The following is a 19,933-nucleotide window of genomic DNA, read 5'->3' as shown; positions in this document are numbered from 1 at the left end:
TTCTTGGGTATACCGTTTGCCTTTGCTCATAAAACACCTCTTTTTAGAAGTTACAATGTAACTCATTAGGTGTCTAGCAAACTATGGGAAGTCCACAAAAGGTTAAATTGCTACAATCACCATTAGGCAGAATATAATCTTTTTATTGTTCGGTTAAAATATAAAATTATAGGTGTTAGCTAAATCCTACTCATAATTTTTAGTATGTTAGCAAAACATTCATCTCTAAATCTAATATTGTAGTTGCTTATGATAGATATGGTTATTGGAATAAAAGCAGGTTGTTGACAGAAAAAATATTGTTTTTTATTTCTATTTTTCAAAGACCTAAAATCTGCTGGTTTATTGGTATATAAAACAATGGCTTGTGTTTTTATAGGTGGTACGTTTTTTCTATTCCAAGCTGACAATCATATACTCGTTGTATGAATGAAAAGAGCGATAGAGAAGTTTAGCTACCTCTTTGATAAAGTTTTTCTAAAGCTTATATTAGCTAATTACAATTATTGTAATTAGCTAATACATTATCAGTTATTCAACACTGAACGACTCTGAAATAGTGATCTTTTTTTCCATAGGGTCAGTATAAATTAAATAATCACCAGCATCATTCAAATTATTCTCTAATTTATACTTTCTAAAGTCTGAATTACCAATACATTCGAACGACAATGGGGAAAGAAAGGAGGTTGTTTTTACATAAGGCGACTCATGACTCCAGCAGCCTAAATGCTGTTTACCTATCATGTCAAAAGAGTCTTTAACATATATACCTGCCTCATTCACTTTAATTTCAGTCGAGTTAGTATTAACTTCAACATGACCTTTCAATAATATTCTAACAGCATATCTATTCAATGCAGCCACTTCTTCTGTTAAAGGATGAACAGAAGGCTCTATTTTGTGTTCGCTAACAAAATGCAAGTTATCTAATTCCCACCTGTAACTTTGGTAGCTATCGCCTGCAATTTCTAATTCAGAACTGATAAAATCAAAACTACCTCCATGCTTTAGAATCGATAGATTATCTTCGTTAGTTATCCTTCCAAGTTCTTTAATTAAATTTTGCTTAATTCCGTTGGTTAAGAAACTTTTGTTAGTCGCTATCTCTTCAAGTTCATTAATATACTCGGAAGTTTCTGTGCTTATGTCAGTAATATTACTTAATGGTGATATTATATTTTTTCCTTCACCATCGAACCAATGAGATAGTAACATGCTTGCGTATGACCAACCTTTAAGTTCCATTAGTATTGGGATTTCTTCAACGGATATATTTTTAGTGGAGTTAGAAGACTCTTTATAAAATGATTGATTTTCAACAACACAAGTAGGCTCATTACCGTTGTACAAAGTAAAGCTACAGCCTGTATCTATTAATGTTAATTCACTAGAAATGGATTTTGATATTTTATAGTGTAAGAACGTGTTTTCTGGATATGATACACTTCGCACCCAAGAGCCATCGTCATCGCATGAAACATAACTCTCTTCTAAAGGTTCTTCAAAAGTGACTTTTAATTCTTGATTCTCTATTTCTAAGCTGACATCAGCTTGGGATGTAGCTGTTAATTTTCCGCAGTCTGATTCTATCGATAATGTAGTTGAGAAGTTAGAGTTATTACCGTTAACTCGCAATACCTCATATATTGAGCCATTCCATGTATCTGGAATGTTATTAACAGATAATACCCATGTACCTACAAGGTTAGCAGCTTCACCTTCAGATAAAGGGTTACTGAAATTTTTAAGATCGTATGTGACATCACTTGTATCGTATTCAATACCTTGATTATAAACACTAATTTCTTTTGGTGAGTCTGGTTCGGGGTCGTTTTCTAGATACGTTGAATCTTTTATCCATTCTAAATGAAGGTATTCGGAGTTTGTCCCTGTACTCCCACTCTTGCCTATAATAGTTCCTTGCGTAACCGTATCTCCTTTTTGTACATGAATCTCGGATAAGTGCATATATACGAGAGTTCCGTTTTGGTGGTTTGGCTTAATGAATATGGCTCCAATACTTTGCTTGACTCTAGTTACTACGCCATCAGATAACGATAGAATATCGGTTGATGTAGGAATAATAATATCAATCCCTGCATTCATATAAGGAAGAGCAGGAAATAAGCTTCTTAGCTCAGAACTATATGGTTGATTATATCCGTGGTTTAGTTGAGTTGAAGCCTCATATGGAGCATCATTAGTCACATATTGTGCTATTTTTGCATAAGCTATGTTTCTATATAAATGCTCCTGAGCATCGTTTTTGGACACTAATGAGCGAGTTCCTGCCGATGTTAACCCCGTTAAATCTAATATTTCACTTTGGTTTTCATCTAATGCCTCTATATATACAGACCCTTCTCCCGTAAGTTGTTGTGAGTTTTGTATTGCTTCATTAATATATATACCATTATCTGTGTTAGCATCATCATCTAATGTTTGTAATATTCTACCTAAATTCAAGGGATTATCAAAATCTAAGGGGGTAATTAATGAACTTCCATGTACTGTTCCTATATCTAATCCTGCAACATTAAATGTTATCGTTTCGCCTTGTTGATATTTAAACGTACCATCGATGGTAACTCCTTCGTAGCTTTCAGTTTTATAACTAAGTCCATCGACTAACGAGTCAATAAATCGTCCGTTAAGGTATTGTTCTTCATTTATTTCAGTAGTAACGCCCTCTTCTATTAAGGTTTCATCCTGAATACTTGATTGTATATCTTCGTTTTTACTGCATCCAGTGATGAGTATATATAGAAAAGAAAGTAAGAATATTCGTATCATGTACGTTCCTTGTATTTATTTAAATAGAACTCTTAGGTTTAATATATCTTATTTAAGTATTGCTATATATTGATTTATAATAATTTCTTTTATTGAAATGAATTAACTAAGGCAACAGGGAACTCACCATGATCGGATCTATATGGAACAAGTGGGATTTACATGTTCATTCACCTCTTTCACATCAAAATAATCAATTTAATGGCGCAACAATTGAAAATTATGTTGATGCACTAATTGCCAATCAAATATCCCTTGTTGGTGTTACCAATTATTTTTACTTTGCTGATAATGAACTTGAAATTATTCGTGAGGAAATAGTTAGAAAGAATTCTTCGATTACAGTCTTGGGTAATATTGAATTCAGGATTACTCAACCTAATAAAGATGGTGAATGGATAAATGTTCACTGTATTTTTGCCGAGCATGTTACCACTGTTCAAATTAATGAAGCTCTAGCACGATTTGAAGTTGCTAATACAGGTGGTTTTCAACAAGCAATTTATTGCTGTAATAGTTCATTCGCTCAAAATGGCATACAACCATCAGATGTTATTGTTGATTTTGATAAGCTTATTGAACACATGAAAAAAAGCTTTCGTTTTGGTGTCGATTATTTAATAGCTGTTTGTCCAAATGGTTATGGAGGCTTTAGACCTGATGTTGCGGAAAATAGGTCTCTTAAGGTTGCGATAGAAATAGAGAAAAAAGGTCAACTATTATTAGGTCGAAAGGAAGACAGAGACTTCTTTTTGCACTATTTAGCACGATATGAAGGTGCAGTTCCTAAGCCTGTTTTTTGTTGTTCAGATGCACATGGTTTTATAAGCGATCCACAAAATGGTCGATTTTCTGTTGGTGAAAACTATACATGGGTGAAGGCAAAGCCGACATTTGAAGGGTTAAGGCAGGCATTAATTGAACCTGAAGCAAGAGTTCAACAAACCGATGACTTCATTGAAAAAACGTTTATTAAACCTAAATTTACTTCTATTCAGTTAGACGGTGAAATTTTTAATGGTCAAGCAATTAAATTCCAACCGCAAACTATTCCATTAAACCCTAATATGGTTGCCATTATTGGTGGGCGTGGTACTGGAAAAAGCTTGTTTCTAGATTCAATGCATTCAATGTTTAATCATCAAGCAGTATTCAATAATGCTCGAAGCGTTGATGTTAATAGCTTGAGAATTACTTTTGATCAAGGTGATGGAACAGAACTGGTTTTTAACTCTAAAGATGATACTTATTCATACTTGCATGTATCTCAGGGAGATATTCAGAACTTTAGCCAAGAACCAAGTAAATTAAGTGATGAAATCAAACGAATGTTAGGAATTCATGGTGTTAACTTTAATACTGTGACCACTAATGCCATTACTGAAAATATCGGTAAATATAGAAGCTTTGTGCAGTATTGGGAATTATCTGATGCTGATGGTAATAGGTTGAACACACCAGAACACCAAAATGCCATTAAAGCAAAGTTTACTAAGTTAATGGCAACTATTACTAATCCACAAAACCAGCAGCATATAGAGCAATATCAAAATAATTTGAAGTTAGTAAATGAAAAGCAAACGGTTATTAATGAGTTGAAAGAAGTTCAAGCTGTTATCGTAAGGTCAATACAAGAAATTAATTCAAGTTTGGGTGGAATTAATCAAAAGTTACTAGTACCGAATCATGTGCCGTTGGTAATAACAACAGCAACTGATCAAAAAATTACCGCCAACATTTCACAATTTGAAGGTGAAATTGCTCAGTTGCAAACGAATAACTTAGCTATTGTTTCAGCCTTTCAGCAACAAGGCATTAATCAAGATATATCTTCTTTATTAGATAAAATATCCGAATACCAGTTGGCTATTGATACTGCCGATGCAAAATTACAAGAAATACAATTAAGGACACAGCAATATCAGGACTATGTTCAAACTAGGGCTAATTTGGCTTTGACATATCGTGACTATTTAAATGCAGAAAAGTTAAAAATAGATGATAAATTTCAGTCTTTAAAAGTTGATAAAGCGCATTGGAATGAAGATCAAAACGCTCTTGTTGCTTCAATGCTTGCTGATATAACTATCAACGGTAATATAATCTTTGATGATAAGAGCTTTTATGAAGGGCTTGAAGGTTGCTTAAATAGAGGGAAATTTAGAGCTACACAAAGTCAAACCACGGCAAAACGTTTAGAAGAAATGTTTGCGATAAAAGATATTGATGATTTCTTTAATTTGATAAATGGTAATCAACAAATTGAATGTGAAGGTGATGTTGACGCTCAAGGTCAGCAAAATAAAATAGCTATCGAAGATTTATTCTGGAAATCTGAATACTTTAATCAGGGGGGAAGGTTTGAACTACTAAACTATTTATTCTCACCTGACAGTATTAAAAACTACCTATATGTTAATGCTGAATTTGAATACAAAGGTAAAACGGTTGATAAGCTTAGTGTTGGTCAACGAGGTACGTTTTATGTTTGCTTGAAGTTAGCAACAGATCCATTTGGTAGCCCATTTGTTTTTGACCAACCAGAAGATGATTTGGATAATGACTTTATAATGGGGCAGTTGGTTCCGTTGTTTAGTAAAATTAAAAAATATCGTCAGGTTATAATAGTTACTCATAATGCCAATCTCGTAGTAAATACTGATGCGGAACAGATTATTGTTGCAAGTAATGAAGGCGAAGTTATTAGCTATGAATCTGGCGCATTAGAAGATGGCAGTGTAGTAAATGGCGTAGGGACAAAAGCAAGTATCTGTAATATTTTAGAAGGTGGTAGTTACGCTTTTGAAAAACGTGAGCGTAAATATGGGATACAAGCTTTAGTTTAGTTATTATAAATATACGTAAAGTTCAGGATAAAAAGTGTCAATCTTACATTTATAATAATATAAATGTGTCAATGTTATCGTCAATGGTTGACTGTCAATGATTTTAACCCCTATCTTTGTTGTAAGCCAATAGAATAAAGGGTGTAGTATGTTTGTCAATCTTGAAAAGTTATATGTAGCCAAACATTTTTGGCCTGATGACCCAGCTAATGCACAAGCAACTAGGAAAACCAAGCGTCATATCAAAGCATAAACGTTGCTGTTTAACTGCTTAAGTGGTGGCGCTTAAAAGTACTAGGGCTAAGGTTAAAAAATTGTTTGAAGCAGCGACTAAAATGACTCGGATTATTATAGCCTAACTCAAAACAAACACGGGTGATCTGCTGACCTTGTTTTATCATCATTGCCGCTTTTTTTAATCGAGTTTGTTGTTGATAAACGCCAGGTGTACAGCCTAAGTGCACTCTAAATTGATGAAAGAACTTCGTGCGGCTCATGCAGGCTAACTTACATAACTCATCTATGTTCAAGTTTGCTGCTAAGTTCTGGTTTATATAATTAACTGCGGCATTTAAACCGTTGTGATCAGGCGTTTGCTCACTATAAGCAATAATTAAATCACGTGTCTGGTGACGCAGTAAACGAATAGTTAATTCAGATATTGCCAAATCAATCATGTAGTTTCGATCTTGATGATTTTCAGTATAAATTTGTACGATGCGATTCAGTAAGCCTTGCGTTTGAGCGTTATGGTGAGTATGTACTAAGTGATGATGGTATTGCCATTGACCATAGCTTTTATCTAATGGTGCCTGTTGCTCAATGTGGTTAACTATTTTACCGATCCGCTCATGGGATATTTCAATAGCTAAGCAGGTTGTTGGTTGGTCTAATTGTGCATCTGGAAAGTCAATTTCAACGCTGTGATTGGGTGCCATAACAAAAGATTCATGCGGAAGGAATTCGCTTTCATAGCTAGCATAATCATCGTGCATTACTTTTTTACCTGACACCATACCGCAAAATAGCAGTTGATCAGATGCCAACCGAACACGCTGTGCCTGTTCAAAAGTATCATAAATACTCAGTTCAGTATCAGGACCTGCAAAGCTGATTTTATTTTCAACTAACACTTTTGGGTTTTTACGTTGTGTTGCTAGCGTTTCCTTAATCATCATCTCGCCCCTATTTTTATCTTTATTTTAGTACTGGCAGTCAACTTTTTTGAATTAATAGCATAGTTTAAATTTTCAACATGACTAAGGTAATCAGAAATGATTATAAATACAACAAAAGGAAAGTCATATGATATATGCAGCACCGGGGACAGAAGACGCAGTTATTAATTTTAAATCACGCTATGGAAACTATATTGGTGGTCAGTGGCTTGAGCCATGTGATGGTCAGTATTTTGATAATATTAGCCCAGTAAATGGTCAGGTATTTTGTCAAATACCACGCTCAAACCATAAAGACATTGAGCTGGCGTTAGACGCAGCCCATCAAGTTAAAGACGAGTGGGGTACAACATCAGTTACTGACCGTTCAAATATTTTATTGAAAATTGCGGATCGTATTGAGCAGAACTTAACTTATTTGTCAGTAGCTGAAACTTGGGATAATGGTAAAGCCGTACGAGAAACCTTAGCTGCTGATATTCCTCTAGCGGCTGATCATTTTAGATACTTTGCTGGTTGTTTGCGCTCGCAAGAGGGATCGATTGGTGATATTGATGAAAATACCGTTTCTTATCAATTTCATGAACCTTTGGGTGTGGTTGGGCAAATTATTCCGTGGAACTTCCCTATACTTATGGCCGCTTGGAAATTGGCTCCAGCATTAGCTGCAGGTAATTGTGTGATACTCAAACCAGCAGAGCAAACGCCAGCATCAATTTTAGTGTTAGCTGAGCTGATAGGTGATTTATTGCCTGCAGGCGTATTAAATATTGTTAATGGCTTTGGTAAAGAAGCAGGCCAAGCGCTAGCAACGAGTAAACGTATTGCTAAAATAGCCTTTACGGGATCAACACCGGTAGGCTCGCATATTTTAAAATGCGCAGCTGAAAATATTATTCCTTCAACCGTTGAGCTAGGCGGTAAGTCACCGAATATATTCTTTAAAGATGTTATGGATCATGAAGATGAATACCTGAGTAAGTGCATTGAGGGGATGGTATTAGCGTATTTTAACCAAGGTGAAGTTTGTACCTGCCCATCACGGGTATTTGTTCATGAAGATATTTACCCTCAATTTATTGAGAAAGTCATCGAACGTTCAAAAGCAATTGTGCGAGGTAATCCTCTTGATACCGAAACCATGGTTGGCGCACAAGCATCTCAAGAGCAGTTTGAAAAAATTATGCGTTATATCGATATTGGTCGTGATGAAGGGGCTGAAGTTCTACTTGGCGGTGAAGTTGAAGCGCTAACGGGCGAGCATAAAAACGGTTTTTATATTCAGCCAACCTTATTAAAAGGCACTAATGATATGCGAGTATTCCAAGAAGAAATTTTTGGTCCGGTGATCTCGCTTTCAACTTTTAAAGATGAGGCGCAAGTACTTGAGTTAGCCAATAGCTCTGAGTTTGGTTTAGGTGCGGGGGTTTGGACACGTGATATGAATTTAGCCTATCGTATGGGGCGTAAAATACAAGCCGGACGGGTGTGGACTAACTGTTATCATATGTATCCAGCACATGCTGCATTCGGTGGCTATAAAAAATCAGGTGTTGGCCGTGAAACACACAAAATGGCGTTAGAGCATTACCAGCAAACCAAAAACTTATTGGTGAGCTATGATGTGAATCCGTTAGGTTTTTTCTAGTATATTAGCTTAAAGCCTTCCTTAGCAAACATAACCTCTTGGGTCATGTTTGCTTAATTAACTCAAGAAAGTTACCGATATTCATGGGAGATGCAATGAGTGTTCATCTTCCTTGTCTTAAAACCTAACGATTCACTGATTCGATTACGCAATTACTTTCATGGATTGGATAAAGTCATATTTATTACCATTTAGCAAGGGATTAATGGCTGAAGGAGATTTATTCATCATAAATACATAAGCTTATAATTGTGATTTAGTGTCAAATACTTTTACATACTTTTGGGGTATTATTAATGATGATTTTTAAGTGACTGTTTTTATATTGCTTTTATTTGTTGGTTTGATTTTTGCATATTTTAGTGAAAAAAATGATTAAATTGAGCAATAAAAGGAAGTAAGTATGAAAAAAATTATTTTAGGTCTATTTATGCTGTTTGGCTTAAATATTTCAGCAAATGCGGCACATATTGATCAACTAGGCATTAACATTACATTAGTTAGTAGTGATGGCACTGGTAATTTTAGTGTTCTATATCAAGAGTATTTTGGTGCTGATGGTTGGATGTGGAGAGGCAGTTCATGGGACACTACCTATGGCGCATCAATTTCAGCCTCATTAGCAACAGGCACAGGCTCATTGTCTAACCCAGGTAATTTTACCATTTTATTTGATGGTATAACCGACTTAAATGCTATTGAGACGGCAGGCTTTGGGGTTGGGCAAATAAATACCCACTTTGTCAATGATACTAGTGATGCAGCTCGCTATAGTGCTGTTTTAGACTTTAGTATTGCTAATTTTGATGCATCACAATCATACTTGGTTAATGTCAGCGCTAACGATTGTTGTTATGTTAGTGGTAGTGGTAATACGTCTTTTGACGGTCAGCTTCAATTTGATATAACTCAAGTCGTTGACGTGCCTGAACCAACAACTTTAGGTATAATGTTACTTGGTACATTAGGATTATTTGGGCGTCGGTTTATTAAAAAATAAATCAACGTTAATATAAAAAAAGGTGGTTTTAAACCACCTTTTTTTATTGATAATTTTATTGCTAAACAAGGAACATTACGTGAATTTTTTTAGACTACTATTCGTTACTCTCATTTTTTTAAGCAACACGGCTTTGGCGGATATAATTAATGTATCACCGACAGATATAATTAAAAATGCGAGTAATGAAATTGTTAATGAACGACAGTTTTTACAAGATTTAAGCAGCAAAGTTGAAGCGTTGTTAGCCAATAAAAAAAATATTGAAGCGATTGAATTAGCTAAAGCATCTGCATTAAAAGCACCACAATCAGTAAAAATTCAATTTTTCTATGTGTCGCTGCTAGCTTTTTTAGAAAACAAGCAACAAGCATTACAACAATTACAGACTTTAAAGAAACGCTTTCCAAATAACGGTAAAGCGTTTTTTATGTCTTCGGTGTTGCAATGGCAAGAAGGAAAAAGTGAGCTAGCGATTGCTGATATGGTGAAAGCGACAGCATTGTCACCACAAGAATTAAAATACTGGTTAATGTTATCTCAGATGAATCATGATGGAGAAGGGCACGGATTGAATGTGCATAAAGGCTCGTTGCAAGCACTACTCTCCGCTGAACGATACCATGAAAGTAATACTGATTTACTCTATAGAATTGCAGCTACTTATGATGAAGAGAGTAAGTCAGCTCAGGCGTTAACCTACTATGCAAAGGTATTAGCATTAATGCCAGGGCATAATGATGCCAATATAGCCTCAGCAATTAATACTTTGAAAATTGATTCTAACGCAGATGTTTCAATATGGCAGAAAAGTGCACAATCAGAGGCCTATCGGCTATATATCAAAGGCGTGAAATCATTTTATCAAGGTGATTACCAACAAGCCCTCGAAACATTGCATGGGATACAGAATGAGTTAACGAATAATGGCCATTTTGATTATTACTTAGCCAAGGTAAAGTTAGCGTTAGATAAGAATAGTGAGGCGGTTAATTTTGCTAATTCTGCTATCAGTAAAGGGGTCTTTCCAAGTGAGCAAAATGAACTAATAAAGCTCATTGCAGCATCAAAGGCTGCGACTATTACTTTTCCTATGCATAAAATTGATCATAAAGGTGTAGGTGAGTCGATAGGTCGTATTGATATTATTGAATTATCAAAAGGTATTGTTATTAAACCAGTATTGTCAGGTTTAGCGCCTGGGGGGCATGGCTTTCATGTTCATCAAGAAGGCACGTGTGATAATGTTGTTGTCGATGGTGAAAATGTAGCGGGAGGAATGGCGAAAGGCCATTATATGGGACACCAACACCATGGCTCTCCTGCTGGCGATCTGCCAAATATTGTCTTTGATAAGCAACTTATTGCCGACGTCGCTTTTTTTGCGCCACAATTAACTCTTAATGAAATCAAAGGACGGTCATTTATGATTCATGCATTAGCTACAAAAGATGCCAATTTAAGAATTGCTTGTGGTGTGGCAAAATAATAAAAGTAGATTAGTGTATAACTCAGCTTTCTATTGAGGTGATGGATTATATATTGCTGTTTTCAGGTGAAGATAGCAATAACACTAACGGCCTAGTTAAGCTCAAAGTAAATAACTATCAAAGAAGTGCCATGATGAAAGCGCTTAGCCAATATTAAGTTTTTTAAATTTTACACCGTACAGAAGTTAAGCTGATTTACTATAATTAGCGATTATTTTCACTGCTTGGGCAAGCACATCTTTATCACCATCTAGCCAATGTATATTCGTCCCATTACGTTCTAGTCTACGTAGCCACGTATCTTGTTTTTTCGAGAATTGATGAATGGCTGAATTGAGTTTCTGAAAACAATCGTTTTTACTTAGTTGGCCTTGTAAGTGTTGGGCTATAAAACGATATTCTAAGCCATAAAAATATAAGGTTTCCCAACTAACACCTTGTGCGTGTAGTTGTGCTACTTCCTCAATGAGTCCCTGTTCCATTCGAACCTTTAAACGTTCAGTAATACGCTGGCGAATAACCTCTCTTGGCCACCTTATAGCAAATATCAGTGGTTTTAAGTCGGGGAAATCATTATGACTACCTTGAGCGTCATGTTCGCCTTGTGCTATTTCAATTGCGCGCACGAGTCGATCACGATCGATAAGATCGGTGGTATTATGCAAGTTTGGCTTAAGTTGCTGTAATTTATTGACTAAGTCGTCATGAGAAAGCGTTGCTAATGAAGCTCTAAGCGCTATGTTCTCTGGCACTTCAATGAGTCGATAGCCTTTGAGTATAGAGTCAACATAAAGTGCTGAGCCGCCAGCCATAATAGCCAACTTATTTTTATTTTTGATTTCTTGGTAAGCGTCGATGACGTTTTGTTGAAAATCGAAAATATTATATTCATAGCCAGGATCTACAATATCAATTAAGTGATGTTTAATATCTTGGTATTCATCTAAATCTTTACCGCTACCAATGTCTAAACCACGGTAAACTTGCCGAGAGTCAGCTGAAATAATTTCACCATTTAGCATTTGGGCCAATGCGACTGCCAGTTTGGTTTTACCTGATGCTGTTGAACCAAGTACCACTAACATGTTAAAAGCTGACATAAAGAACCTATGGAGATTGATACCAAGTAAATTAATTTAGTCTTGCAAAGTAAGCAAGTTATTAGTTCTGTTGGTATGAGCTAAAATAAAGCCTGAATTATATCGTTAAATTTCTCACTATGCTTGTGGCTTGTGATGTTTTTGGTTAATTTTAGCCATTAAAAGATATCATTAGTGGTATAGTGTTAGCTCGTTTTTTATTACGATTTTCCATGTAGCTTAGAGGCAATTTAATCAAAGATGGCGGCAAATAAAACTTCTCAAACACCAGCAAAAAAAACTCGAAAAACTCAGCCCAAACAGGCTAAAAAAGCAAAAGTACTTGAGGAAGTCGCCGATAGTCGCGTAAAAAGACTGTTGCGTTGGTCACTTTGGTTTACGGTTAAAATAACCGTTTTATTAACCTTTATCTTGTTTATTTACAGTATTTATCTTGATGGTAAGGTGCGTGATAAGTTTGAGGGGCAACGCTGGCAAGTACCTGTGCAGGTGTACGGTGCTATTGAAGAATATACTATTGGTAGCCAGTTATCACTGAGTAATTTAAAACAAGCTTTAATCGCCAATCGTTATAAAAAAGTAACCGATGCTCAACGCCCCGGTGAGTTTGCTTTATCCACAAGTCGCGCAATTATTTATCGCCGTGCTTTTGATTTTGGTGATGGTATTGAAGCCGCGCAAAAAATTACTATTGACCTTGCTAACGGTAAAGTGCGTGCTTTATATCGCGGTAATGAACATGTTGCGCAGTTACGGTTAGAGCCGTTGCTATTGGATAGAATTCTACCTGAAAGCAAAGAAGATCGCGTGTTAGTGTCTTTACAAACCGTGCCGGAAAAGTTGTTGGATACCTTATTACTTATCGAAGATCGAGATTTTTATTTTCATTATGGTGTTTCTCCCTTCGGTATTTTACGGGCACTTTACCAGAATTTAAGAGCAGGTCGGACGGTGCAAGGTGGTAGCACCTTAACGCAGCAACTGGTTAAAAATATGTTCTTAACCAGAGATAAAACCTTATGGCGTAAAGCAAATGAAGCTATCATGGCGCTCATTTTGGAGTATCGATACAGTAAAGATCAGCTGTTAGAGGCCTATATTAATGAAGTGTACCTAGGGCAACATTATGCGAATGGTATTTATGGCTTTGGCTTAGCGGCAGATTTCTACTTTGGTAAGTCTATCCAATCACTTAACTCTGAACAAATGGCAATGATTATTGGCCAAGTTAAGGGCCCGAGTTACTATGACCCTTGGCGTTTTCCTGAGCGTACCATTAAACGACGTGATCTGGTTTTGCGCTTAATGTATCAAGAAGAAATCATTTCTCGGCAAGAGTTTGAACAGGCAGTAGAGTCGCCTTTATCGATCAGAAAAAAACGTCGAGTACAGCAGCAAAAGTTTCCGGCTTATCTCCAATTAGTTAAAGCCGAATTATCACGACATTTATCAGAATACCAGCAACAATCAGGTGTGCGAGTATTTACCCGATTCTCTATTAATCAACAGTTAGCCTTGCAAGCTAGTATTGATCAGCAATTACCGAGTTTAGAAGAAAAGTCAGGCTCTGAATTGCAGGTTGCTATGGTGATCTCAGATGTAAAGTCAGGTGGTATTCGAGCATTAGCAGGTGGTAAAGAAGCTGGCTATGCAGGATTTAACCGAGCGCTACATGCTCAACGACCTGTTGGCTCTTTAATTAAGCCTGCGGTATTTCTTGCCGCGTTGGAGCGTTATCAGCGCTTTAATTTAGCCAGTATTATTGAAGACAAAGCGATCACACTGGCTAATGGAGGCGGGCAAGCATGGCAGCCTAAAAATTATGATGGTAAATATCGTGGCCAAGTGCATTTAATTGACGCGTTAGTTTCAAGCCTTAATGTGCCGACGGTAAACCTCGGAATGACATTGGGCTTAGACAAGGTTGCACAAGCGATACACTTATTGGGTTATCAAGACGATATTGTAACTCGCCCTTCTATGTTGTTGGGGGCCTTAAATATGTCGCCGCTACAAATAAGCCAACTTTATATGCCGATTGCTAATCATGGTGTTGCTGAAAAACCACATGCAATAGCGCACATAGTGAGTGCGCGTGGTGAAACTTTATGGCAATTTCAAGAGGGAGAGCAGCAAATTATTTCTACCCAGGCGGCTTACTTGCTCGATTTTGCATTACATAAAGTGACAACATCAGGTACCGCTCGCTCGTTAACTTGGCGTCTTAAAGGTATTGATGTTGCAGGAAAAACTGGCACGACTAATGATCAAAGAGACAGCTGGTTTGTTGGCTATGATAATAATACCTTAGTAACTGCTTGGTTAGGTCGAGATGATAACAAACCCACAAAATTAACCGGTAGTAGCGGTGCACTGGTATTATTTGCTGATTTTATGAATAAAATTAACACGCAAAGTCGACAAGTCACTATGCCAGCCAGTGTAGAGTTAGTACGCTTTGATAATAAAAGTGGCCGAGCTGTGCAAGAAGCCTGCGATAATTCGCAATTACTACCAGCGGTGACTACAGGTTTGATTTATGAAACTGAGTGTGAACAAGACCCACATCAGCAGAAGAAAAAGTCTTGGCTTGAAAGGCTCTTTAGTGACTAACTTCCCGCACTTCGTGCAATGAGCGTAGCTAGAGCTTTTATTTAAGCTATTAGGTTAAGAGGGGAGTGCTGGCGTTAGTTTTTAACATTAAAAAATTGGTGATGTAAAAAACTGATGATGTAAAAAAAAGCAAATCCAATGATTTGCTTTTTTTATAATGGTCAAGTTAATGCGGTATAAAACCGGTTATTCTACATATTCAAAAATTTTAAATACGCGATTAACCCCGCCAACATTTCGTGTAATATCTACTGCAATATCAGCCTGTGCTTTTGTTACTAAGCCCATTAAAAATACTTCGCCATTCTCTGTCACAACTTTAATATTGGTCGCATCGAGTTCATCGTTACCAAATAAGGCGGCTTTTACTTTTGAAGTTAACCAAATGTCATTAGTTTTTGTGGTGAAAGATGTCGTATTACTGACACGAATTTGGTTATGCAATTGGTTAATGCCATGTACTTCATTGATCGCTTTTATCGCCTGGTCGCGTAAATAACTGTTTGGTGCTTGCCCAATAACTAACACGCTGCCATTAACGCTAATAATGTGCAAATTAGTATTGTTATCCAAAGCTTCGCTTTTAGCTATTTTGGCATGGGCATCGAGTTCAATTTTCTGATCGTCTATTTGGTTACCCAAAGAGCGGTTATCGGCAGCGACACTAGCACCACCGACCACACCAACAACAGCCGCTGCGACACAGCCTTGCAGTAGGGCGGCTAAAGCAAGTGTGCTGATAATTGATTTTATCGACATATTAACCCTCAGATTGCGGAAATAATGTAGTATCTATAATGTCACATAAGCAATGAATAACCACTAAATGAACTTCTTGAATACGTGCAGTACGGCTAGAAGGAACACGAATTTCAACATCATTTTCACCTAATAGTCCGGCAATATCGCCACCATCACCACCCGTTAAGGCAATAATCGGCATATCGCGTGATACTGCCGTCTCAATAGCTTTAATAACGTTACGTGAATTACCGCTAGTTGAAATAGCCAGTAACACATCACCATTGTTACCTAGTGCGCGTACTTGCTTAGAAAAAATTTCATCAAAATGATAGTCGTTACCAATAGAGGTAATGGTTGAGCTGTCAGTTGTTAGTGCTATTGCTGGTAATGGCGGTCGCTCGGTTTCGTAACGATTTAATAATTCAGCAGAGAAATGCTGTGCATCACCCGCTGAGCCACCATTGCCACAGGCTAATATTTTATTGCCGGCTAATAGGCTTTGTACCATGGTCATGCCTGCTTGCTCTATTGGTCCTGCCAATAATTCGCTGGCGGCAATCTTTGTTTGTATGCTCTCGGTAAAATTACTTTTTATCCGTTCTAACATAGTGGAATTAGCTCCGTTGTCTTATTTCTTAAAGGCATTGATTAAAAGGCATTTTTAAGCCAAGTAATTTCTGGGTTATTAATATCACCCTGCATGGCGATAACATCGAATCGGCAGGGGGTATTATATTCATTTAATCCTGCTTGTTGCAGGTAAAATGCTGCACATTGTTTAATTTTTTGCTGTTTTTTTACCGATACGGCTGCTAAAGCACCACCAAAGTGTGAATTTTTGCGATATTTCACTTCAACAAATACCCAAGTGTCATGCTCGGTCATAATTAAATCAATTTCACCAGCGCGGTTTTGAAAATTACAGATTTGTAATAATAACCCCTGCTGGGCTAAATAGTGGGCGGCTAGTTGCTCACTATTTTTACCTGTGGTGACCGTACTGGCTTTATTATTCCATAGCAATTTCTTGTACCTTACTGCGGCTATATTTACCCCAAATTAGGCTACGCTTCAAAATATTGTCATCGCCAAGTTGTAATATGCCGGTTTGACCATAATGGCGGACATAAGTTTTATTCTGCATGGCAGAAATTTTATCGACTAAGGCTAAACTATCAAAACCCATGGCAAATATGGTTTGTAAGCTATCACTGCGGTTGGGCCATAATTTTTTTGCTTGTGCTACTAAAGCTTTATTTTGTAGTTTACTTTTTAACTGCCAAGGCATTTCAGTGAAGATCAAACCTGATAAGTCACGATTATCACTTTTATCTATTTTAGTGCTGTGGCTGCGAGAACTAGCATACACCGGAATTAAATCAGCAAATGGGCTGATGTTGACGTCAATATAGGGCTTTAATAATTTGGTTTCTAGTGGTAAACCCACCACGTAAATCATATCAACATCGCGACGGTTACGCAGTTCGCTCTTAATTGAATATTTAATTCGCCTATTGAGTTCTTTGGTTCTTTGTTGGCTAAGGTCTACGCCAAGACTAGCTTGCAGTTGATTTTGCATTTTTGCATCGTTATTAAAAAACACCATTTCTGGCGCTTGACCAGTAATATGCTGCCATTGTTGGCTAAATGTTTGCGCAATACGACGGCTGGCATTATCTTGGTGGCTCAAAATAAGAGGGTGCTGGTAATGTTGGCGGCTCAGTGTTGTTGCCGCTTGTATTGCCTCATCTTCTGGTCGCATTGATAAAGCAACCTGGTGGGGTAGTAAGTTAATACCAGCAGGTAAATTAAGTAATAACGTGGGTAATGTTATTTCTGTTTGTGCTAAATAGCTTGTCACATTCTCTTTTAATAATGGCCCTATAACATAGTCTATATTGAGCTCGGTTAGCTTGCTATGTAACGTGGTCATATCCAACGTTGTTGAATCAATAAAATGCAATGTTTTACCGCTACTGGCATTGTATGCTGCAAGTATGCCTTGTTGCGCCACTTTACCAGCACGCTCTTGCTTACCTGACAAAGGAATAATAACAGCAACATGCTCAAACTCATTACTTAGTATTGGTTCATATTGACTTAAGTTGGTAACAATATGCTGTGCGGGATGTGTTTTAAATTCTCTTTGCCATTGACTCAAGTAACGCTTGAAGCGTGTGTCGTCATCACCAAATTTATTGGCAAAAGTGAGTAGCTTGCTCCAACCTTTAATATTCGGCGGGGACATCTTTACGAGTTGTTGATGTTGCCAAGGTGACAACTGGCAAAGTTGCTGCCAAATCAGTTCAATATCATCATTGTTTGCCGCTGAATTTTGTGCAAATGCACTTAAATTTGCCTCAAGCGCGGCAATGGGTAAATTTCTGCTACTTTGTACTTTTGCGAGAGTTTGATAATAGCCAAGGCCATGAGTAAGCTGAAACTGTTCTTTGATGACGTTAGCGCTCTGCAACGCTTGATAAGCTTTCTGCAGTCTATCTAAAGCCAATAAGCTTTTCGCTTCTATTATTGCTAATTGATATTGCTGTTGTGGAATTTCAGCTAAAGCATTTAGTTGTTTTACTAACCAAAGCGCTTGGTGTGGTTTAGCTTCGGTTAAATATAGCTCACTGGCCGTTAGTAACGAAGTCACCGCAGCGTCATTTTCGTTTGACGACATCTGTATTGATGCATTTGCCACAAGTTGCTTTGCCGTCAACACGGTTTCAAGTGTTTGGCTAACATTGGTTTTTTTTACTGCTGACGTTGTTGGTTTATTGGGCTGAGTTGTCGTACAACTCGTCAAAATAGCGACCGTTGCTAGCGCAAATAAGCCACTTTTATGAGATGAAAACCATTTAGTGAGTGTCAAAGTTAATAAATCCATACTTTTTAATAGTGCTTTATAATAAACTTCATCCACTTCAGTCTCAACACAAGTATTTTTAAAATGTCCGATTCTCAAATTCAGCCTAGCACCTTGTATATAGTTGCCACACCCATCGGTAACCTTGGTGACATCAGTCAACGGGCGCGAGACATACTCGAACAGGTTGATATTATTGCCTGCGAAGATACTCGGCATACTCAACGTTTGTTGTCAGCATTTGCTATTAAAAATAAAACCATGTCGATGCATGACCATAATGAACGTCAACGCCAAGAACAAATTGCTACTTTATTAAAGGAAGGCAAGAGTATTGCTTTAGTGTCAGATGCCGGTACGCCATTGATCAGTGATCCGGGTTTCCATCTTGTACGTCATTGTCGTCATCAAGGTTTAAGTGTTTCGCCAATTCCAGGCGCATGCGCTGCTATAGCTGCGTTATCTGTTGCAGGACTGCCAACAGACCGCTTTGCTTTTGAAGGTTTTTTACCGTCAAAATCAGGTGCAAGACAAGCAACATTAAATGAGTTGGCTAACGAAACTCGCACTTTAGTGTTTTATGATGCACCGCGTCGCGCTATTGATACCGTCGAAGATATTGTAAAAACGCTTGGCGGTGAACGCTATGTGGTGATGGCGCGTGAGTTAACCAAAACATTCGAAACTATTCACTCTGACACAGCTGAAAATTTATTAGCTTTTTTACAGGCGGATCCCAATCAGCTTAAAGGTGAAATGGTACTAATTATCGAGGGGAAAAAAGTTGACCCTAATGACATTCCTGCTCATGTTATTGCAACATTGAAGTTGCTGTTAACTGAAATGAAGCCTAAAAGGGCCTGTGCCATAGCGGCTGAAATTCATGGCGTGAAGAAAAATGCTCTGTATGACTACGCACTTGCCATGAAAGATTAACAGCTAGCTTATTGCTACCGGCTTTATGGTGTAATTACTGATGTCTTGGCCAATATCTTTAACTGCCATAAAGCCCGCTCTGTTTTTCAGCCTTTGCAAATAAGCCTGTGTTTGTGGCTGGTACTGCTTGGCTAAACCCAATAGCTCGCCTAAATAAAGTGCATAGCCTATGCTGATATCCGCAACGGTAAATTTATCATCAATCAGATAATCTTTGTTTTCTAAATGAGCATTTAAGCGCTTCAAACGTGCTAAAAACCAAATGGCATAGTCTTTAACCACTTGTGATTGTTGGCGTTCAGGTTGCTCAAATTGGCTGTACCTTAACACTAAGGTTTGTGGAAAAGTCAGTGTGGCATCACTAGTAAATAGCCAATTCAAATAATTGCCATATTCCGGGTGTGTTACTGGTACGCTTAAGTCATGATGGGGATAGCGTTCAGCGAGATATAGCAGCATAGCACTCGACTCGGTTAGCGTAGTGTCACCATCTTTTAAGAATGGCACAGTACCTAACGGATTAATTGCTAAATATTCTTTTGCTAAAAAGCGCGGCGGGAAGGGCAATGAGTGTAGTTTATATTCAAGCTGCATTTCTTTTAAAGCCCATAAGGCACGCAGTGAACGGGTATTATGGCAATGCCAAAGTTCTATCATAAATACGCTCCATTTTATGTTTTGAAATTACTATAACAGCAGATGCATGTCGACGATAT

Annotated in this window: 14 protein-coding genes; 6 read left to right on the top strand and 8 right to left on the bottom strand. The window is 37.4% G+C overall.

Annotated elements, in window-relative coordinates; all coding sequences use genetic code 11:
• Positions 1-531: 531 nt before the first annotated feature.
• Positions 532-2,796, bottom strand: a complete 2,265-nt coding sequence (locus B0169_RS17255; RefSeq protein ID WP_077288152.1) for a DUF6402 family protein — start codon at positions 2,794-2,796, stop codon at positions 532-534.
• A gap of 128 nt (positions 2,797-2,924) precedes the next feature.
• Between B0169_RS17255 and B0169_RS17250 the strand changes: the two genes are divergently transcribed.
• A complete protein-coding gene (locus tag B0169_RS17250; RefSeq protein WP_077288151.1) occupies positions 2,925-5,642 on the top strand; it encodes a TrlF family AAA-like ATPase in 2,718 nt (905 codons plus the stop codon).
• A 263-nt stretch (positions 5,643-5,905) separates the two neighbouring features.
• Here the strand turns inward: B0169_RS17250 and B0169_RS17245 are convergent, their stop codons facing one another.
• Positions 5,906-6,820, bottom strand: a complete 915-nt coding sequence (locus B0169_RS17245; RefSeq protein ID WP_328589031.1) for a helix-turn-helix domain-containing protein — start codon at positions 6,818-6,820, stop codon at positions 5,906-5,908.
• 127 nt (positions 6,821-6,947) lie between these two features.
• Between B0169_RS17245 and exaC the strand changes: the two genes are divergently transcribed.
• From exaC to B0169_RS17230, 3 genes are all read left to right on the top strand, one after another.
• Entirely contained in the window at positions 6,948-8,468 is a 1,521-nt protein-coding gene (gene exaC, locus B0169_RS17240) for an acetaldehyde dehydrogenase ExaC (protein ID WP_077288149.1), read from the top strand.
• Between the two features lie 403 nt (positions 8,469-8,871).
• On the top strand, positions 8,872-9,468 hold the full coding sequence (locus tag B0169_RS17235; RefSeq protein WP_077288148.1) for a PEP-CTERM sorting domain-containing protein: 597 nt from the start codon (positions 8,872-8,874) through the stop codon (positions 9,466-9,468).
• 79 nt (positions 9,469-9,547) lie between these two features.
• Entirely contained in the window at positions 9,548-10,957 is a 1,410-nt protein-coding gene (locus B0169_RS17230; protein WP_077288147.1) for a superoxide dismutase family protein, read from the top strand.
• A 186-nt stretch (positions 10,958-11,143) separates the two neighbouring features.
• Here the strand turns inward: B0169_RS17230 and miaA are convergent, their stop codons facing one another.
• Positions 11,144-12,058, bottom strand: coding sequence for a tRNA (adenosine(37)-N6)-dimethylallyltransferase MiaA (miaA, locus tag B0169_RS17225; RefSeq protein WP_077288146.1), 915 nt, complete (start codon positions 12,056-12,058; stop codon positions 11,144-11,146).
• 240 nt (positions 12,059-12,298) lie between these two features.
• On the opposite strand from miaA, the gene mrcB reads away from it, so the two are divergent.
• A complete protein-coding gene (gene mrcB / locus B0169_RS17220) occupies positions 12,299-14,671 on the top strand; it encodes a penicillin-binding protein 1B (protein WP_077288145.1) in 2,373 nt (790 codons plus the stop codon).
• A gap of 186 nt (positions 14,672-14,857) precedes the next feature.
• Here mrcB and dolP read toward each other — a convergent pair whose 3' ends face one another.
• From dolP to B0169_RS17200, 4 genes are read right to left on the bottom strand one after another with little or no spacing between them, the layout of a single operon-like run.
• Positions 14,858-15,430, bottom strand: coding sequence for a division/outer membrane stress-associated lipid-binding lipoprotein (dolP, locus tag B0169_RS17215; RefSeq protein ID WP_077288144.1), 573 nt, complete (start codon positions 15,428-15,430; stop codon positions 14,858-14,860).
• Position 15,431: 1 nt separating this feature from the next.
• Positions 15,432-16,022 (bottom strand): phosphoheptose isomerase, encoded by a 591-nt coding sequence (locus B0169_RS17210; RefSeq protein WP_077288143.1) that lies wholly within the window; start codon positions 16,020-16,022, stop codon positions 15,432-15,434.
• 41 nt (positions 16,023-16,063) lie between these two features.
• On the bottom strand, positions 16,064-16,438 hold the full coding sequence (locus tag B0169_RS17205; RefSeq protein ID WP_077288142.1) for a YraN family protein: 375 nt from the start codon (positions 16,436-16,438) through the stop codon (positions 16,064-16,066).
• The gene (locus B0169_RS17200; protein WP_077288141.1) at positions 16,425-18,380 is read right to left on the bottom strand and encodes a penicillin-binding protein activator; all 1,956 of its coding nucleotides are present in this window, start codon (positions 18,378-18,380) and stop codon (positions 16,425-16,427) included. The genes B0169_RS17205 and B0169_RS17200 overlap by 14 nt, the downstream gene beginning before the upstream one ends.
• Here B0169_RS17200 and rsmI point away from each other — a divergent pair.
• Positions 18,366-19,217 carry a 16S rRNA (cytidine(1402)-2'-O)-methyltransferase gene (gene rsmI / locus B0169_RS17195; RefSeq protein ID WP_077288140.1) on the top strand — a complete coding sequence of 284 codons (852 nt, stop codon included), beginning with the start codon at positions 18,366-18,368 and terminating at the stop codon, positions 19,215-19,217. The genes B0169_RS17200 and rsmI overlap by 15 nt on opposite strands.
• Positions 19,218-19,220: 3 nt before the next feature.
• On the opposite strand, the gene B0169_RS17190 is transcribed toward rsmI, so the two are convergent.
• Entirely contained in the window at positions 19,221-19,874 is a 654-nt protein-coding gene (locus tag B0169_RS17190; RefSeq protein ID WP_235838621.1) for a glutathione S-transferase family protein, read from the bottom strand.
• Positions 19,875-19,933 lie beyond the last annotated feature (59 nt).

This window comes from Cognaticolwellia aestuarii (assembly GCF_002000025.1).
GTDB classification, from domain to species: Bacteria; Pseudomonadota; Gammaproteobacteria; order Enterobacterales; family Alteromonadaceae; genus Cognaticolwellia; species Cognaticolwellia aestuarii.
Note: the sequence above shows the minus strand (reverse complement) of the source record. Positions and strands in the feature narration are given on the sequence as shown.

Coding starts and splice junctions, on each gene's coding strand:
- B0169_RS17255 (WP_077288152.1), bottom strand. CDS start 2,796: ATGATACGAATATTCTTACTTTCTTTTCTATATATACTCATCACTGGA.
- B0169_RS17250 (WP_077288151.1), top strand. CDS start 2,925: ATGATCGGATCTATATGGAACAAGTGGGATTTACATGTTCATTCACCT.
- B0169_RS17245 (WP_328589031.1), bottom strand. CDS start 6,820: ATGATGATTAAGGAAACGCTAGCAACACAACGTAAAAACCCAAAAGTG.
- exaC (WP_077288149.1), top strand. CDS start 6,948: ATGATATATGCAGCACCGGGGACAGAAGACGCAGTTATTAATTTTAAA.
- B0169_RS17235 (WP_077288148.1), top strand. CDS start 8,872: ATGAAAAAAATTATTTTAGGTCTATTTATGCTGTTTGGCTTAAATATT.
- miaA (WP_077288146.1), bottom strand. CDS start 12,058: ATGTCAGCTTTTAACATGTTAGTGGTACTTGGTTCAACAGCATCAGGT.
- mrcB (WP_077288145.1), top strand. CDS start 12,299: ATGGCGGCAAATAAAACTTCTCAAACACCAGCAAAAAAAACTCGAAAA.
- dolP (WP_077288144.1), bottom strand. CDS start 15,430: ATGTCGATAAAATCAATTATCAGCACACTTGCTTTAGCCGCCCTACTG.
- B0169_RS17210 (WP_077288143.1), bottom strand. CDS start 16,022: ATGTTAGAACGGATAAAAAGTAATTTTACCGAGAGCATACAAACAAAG.
- rsmI (WP_077288140.1), top strand. CDS start 18,366: ATGTCCGATTCTCAAATTCAGCCTAGCACCTTGTATATAGTTGCCACA.
- B0169_RS17190 (WP_235838621.1), bottom strand. CDS start 19,874: ATGATAGAACTTTGGCATTGCCATAATACCCGTTCACTGCGTGCCTTA.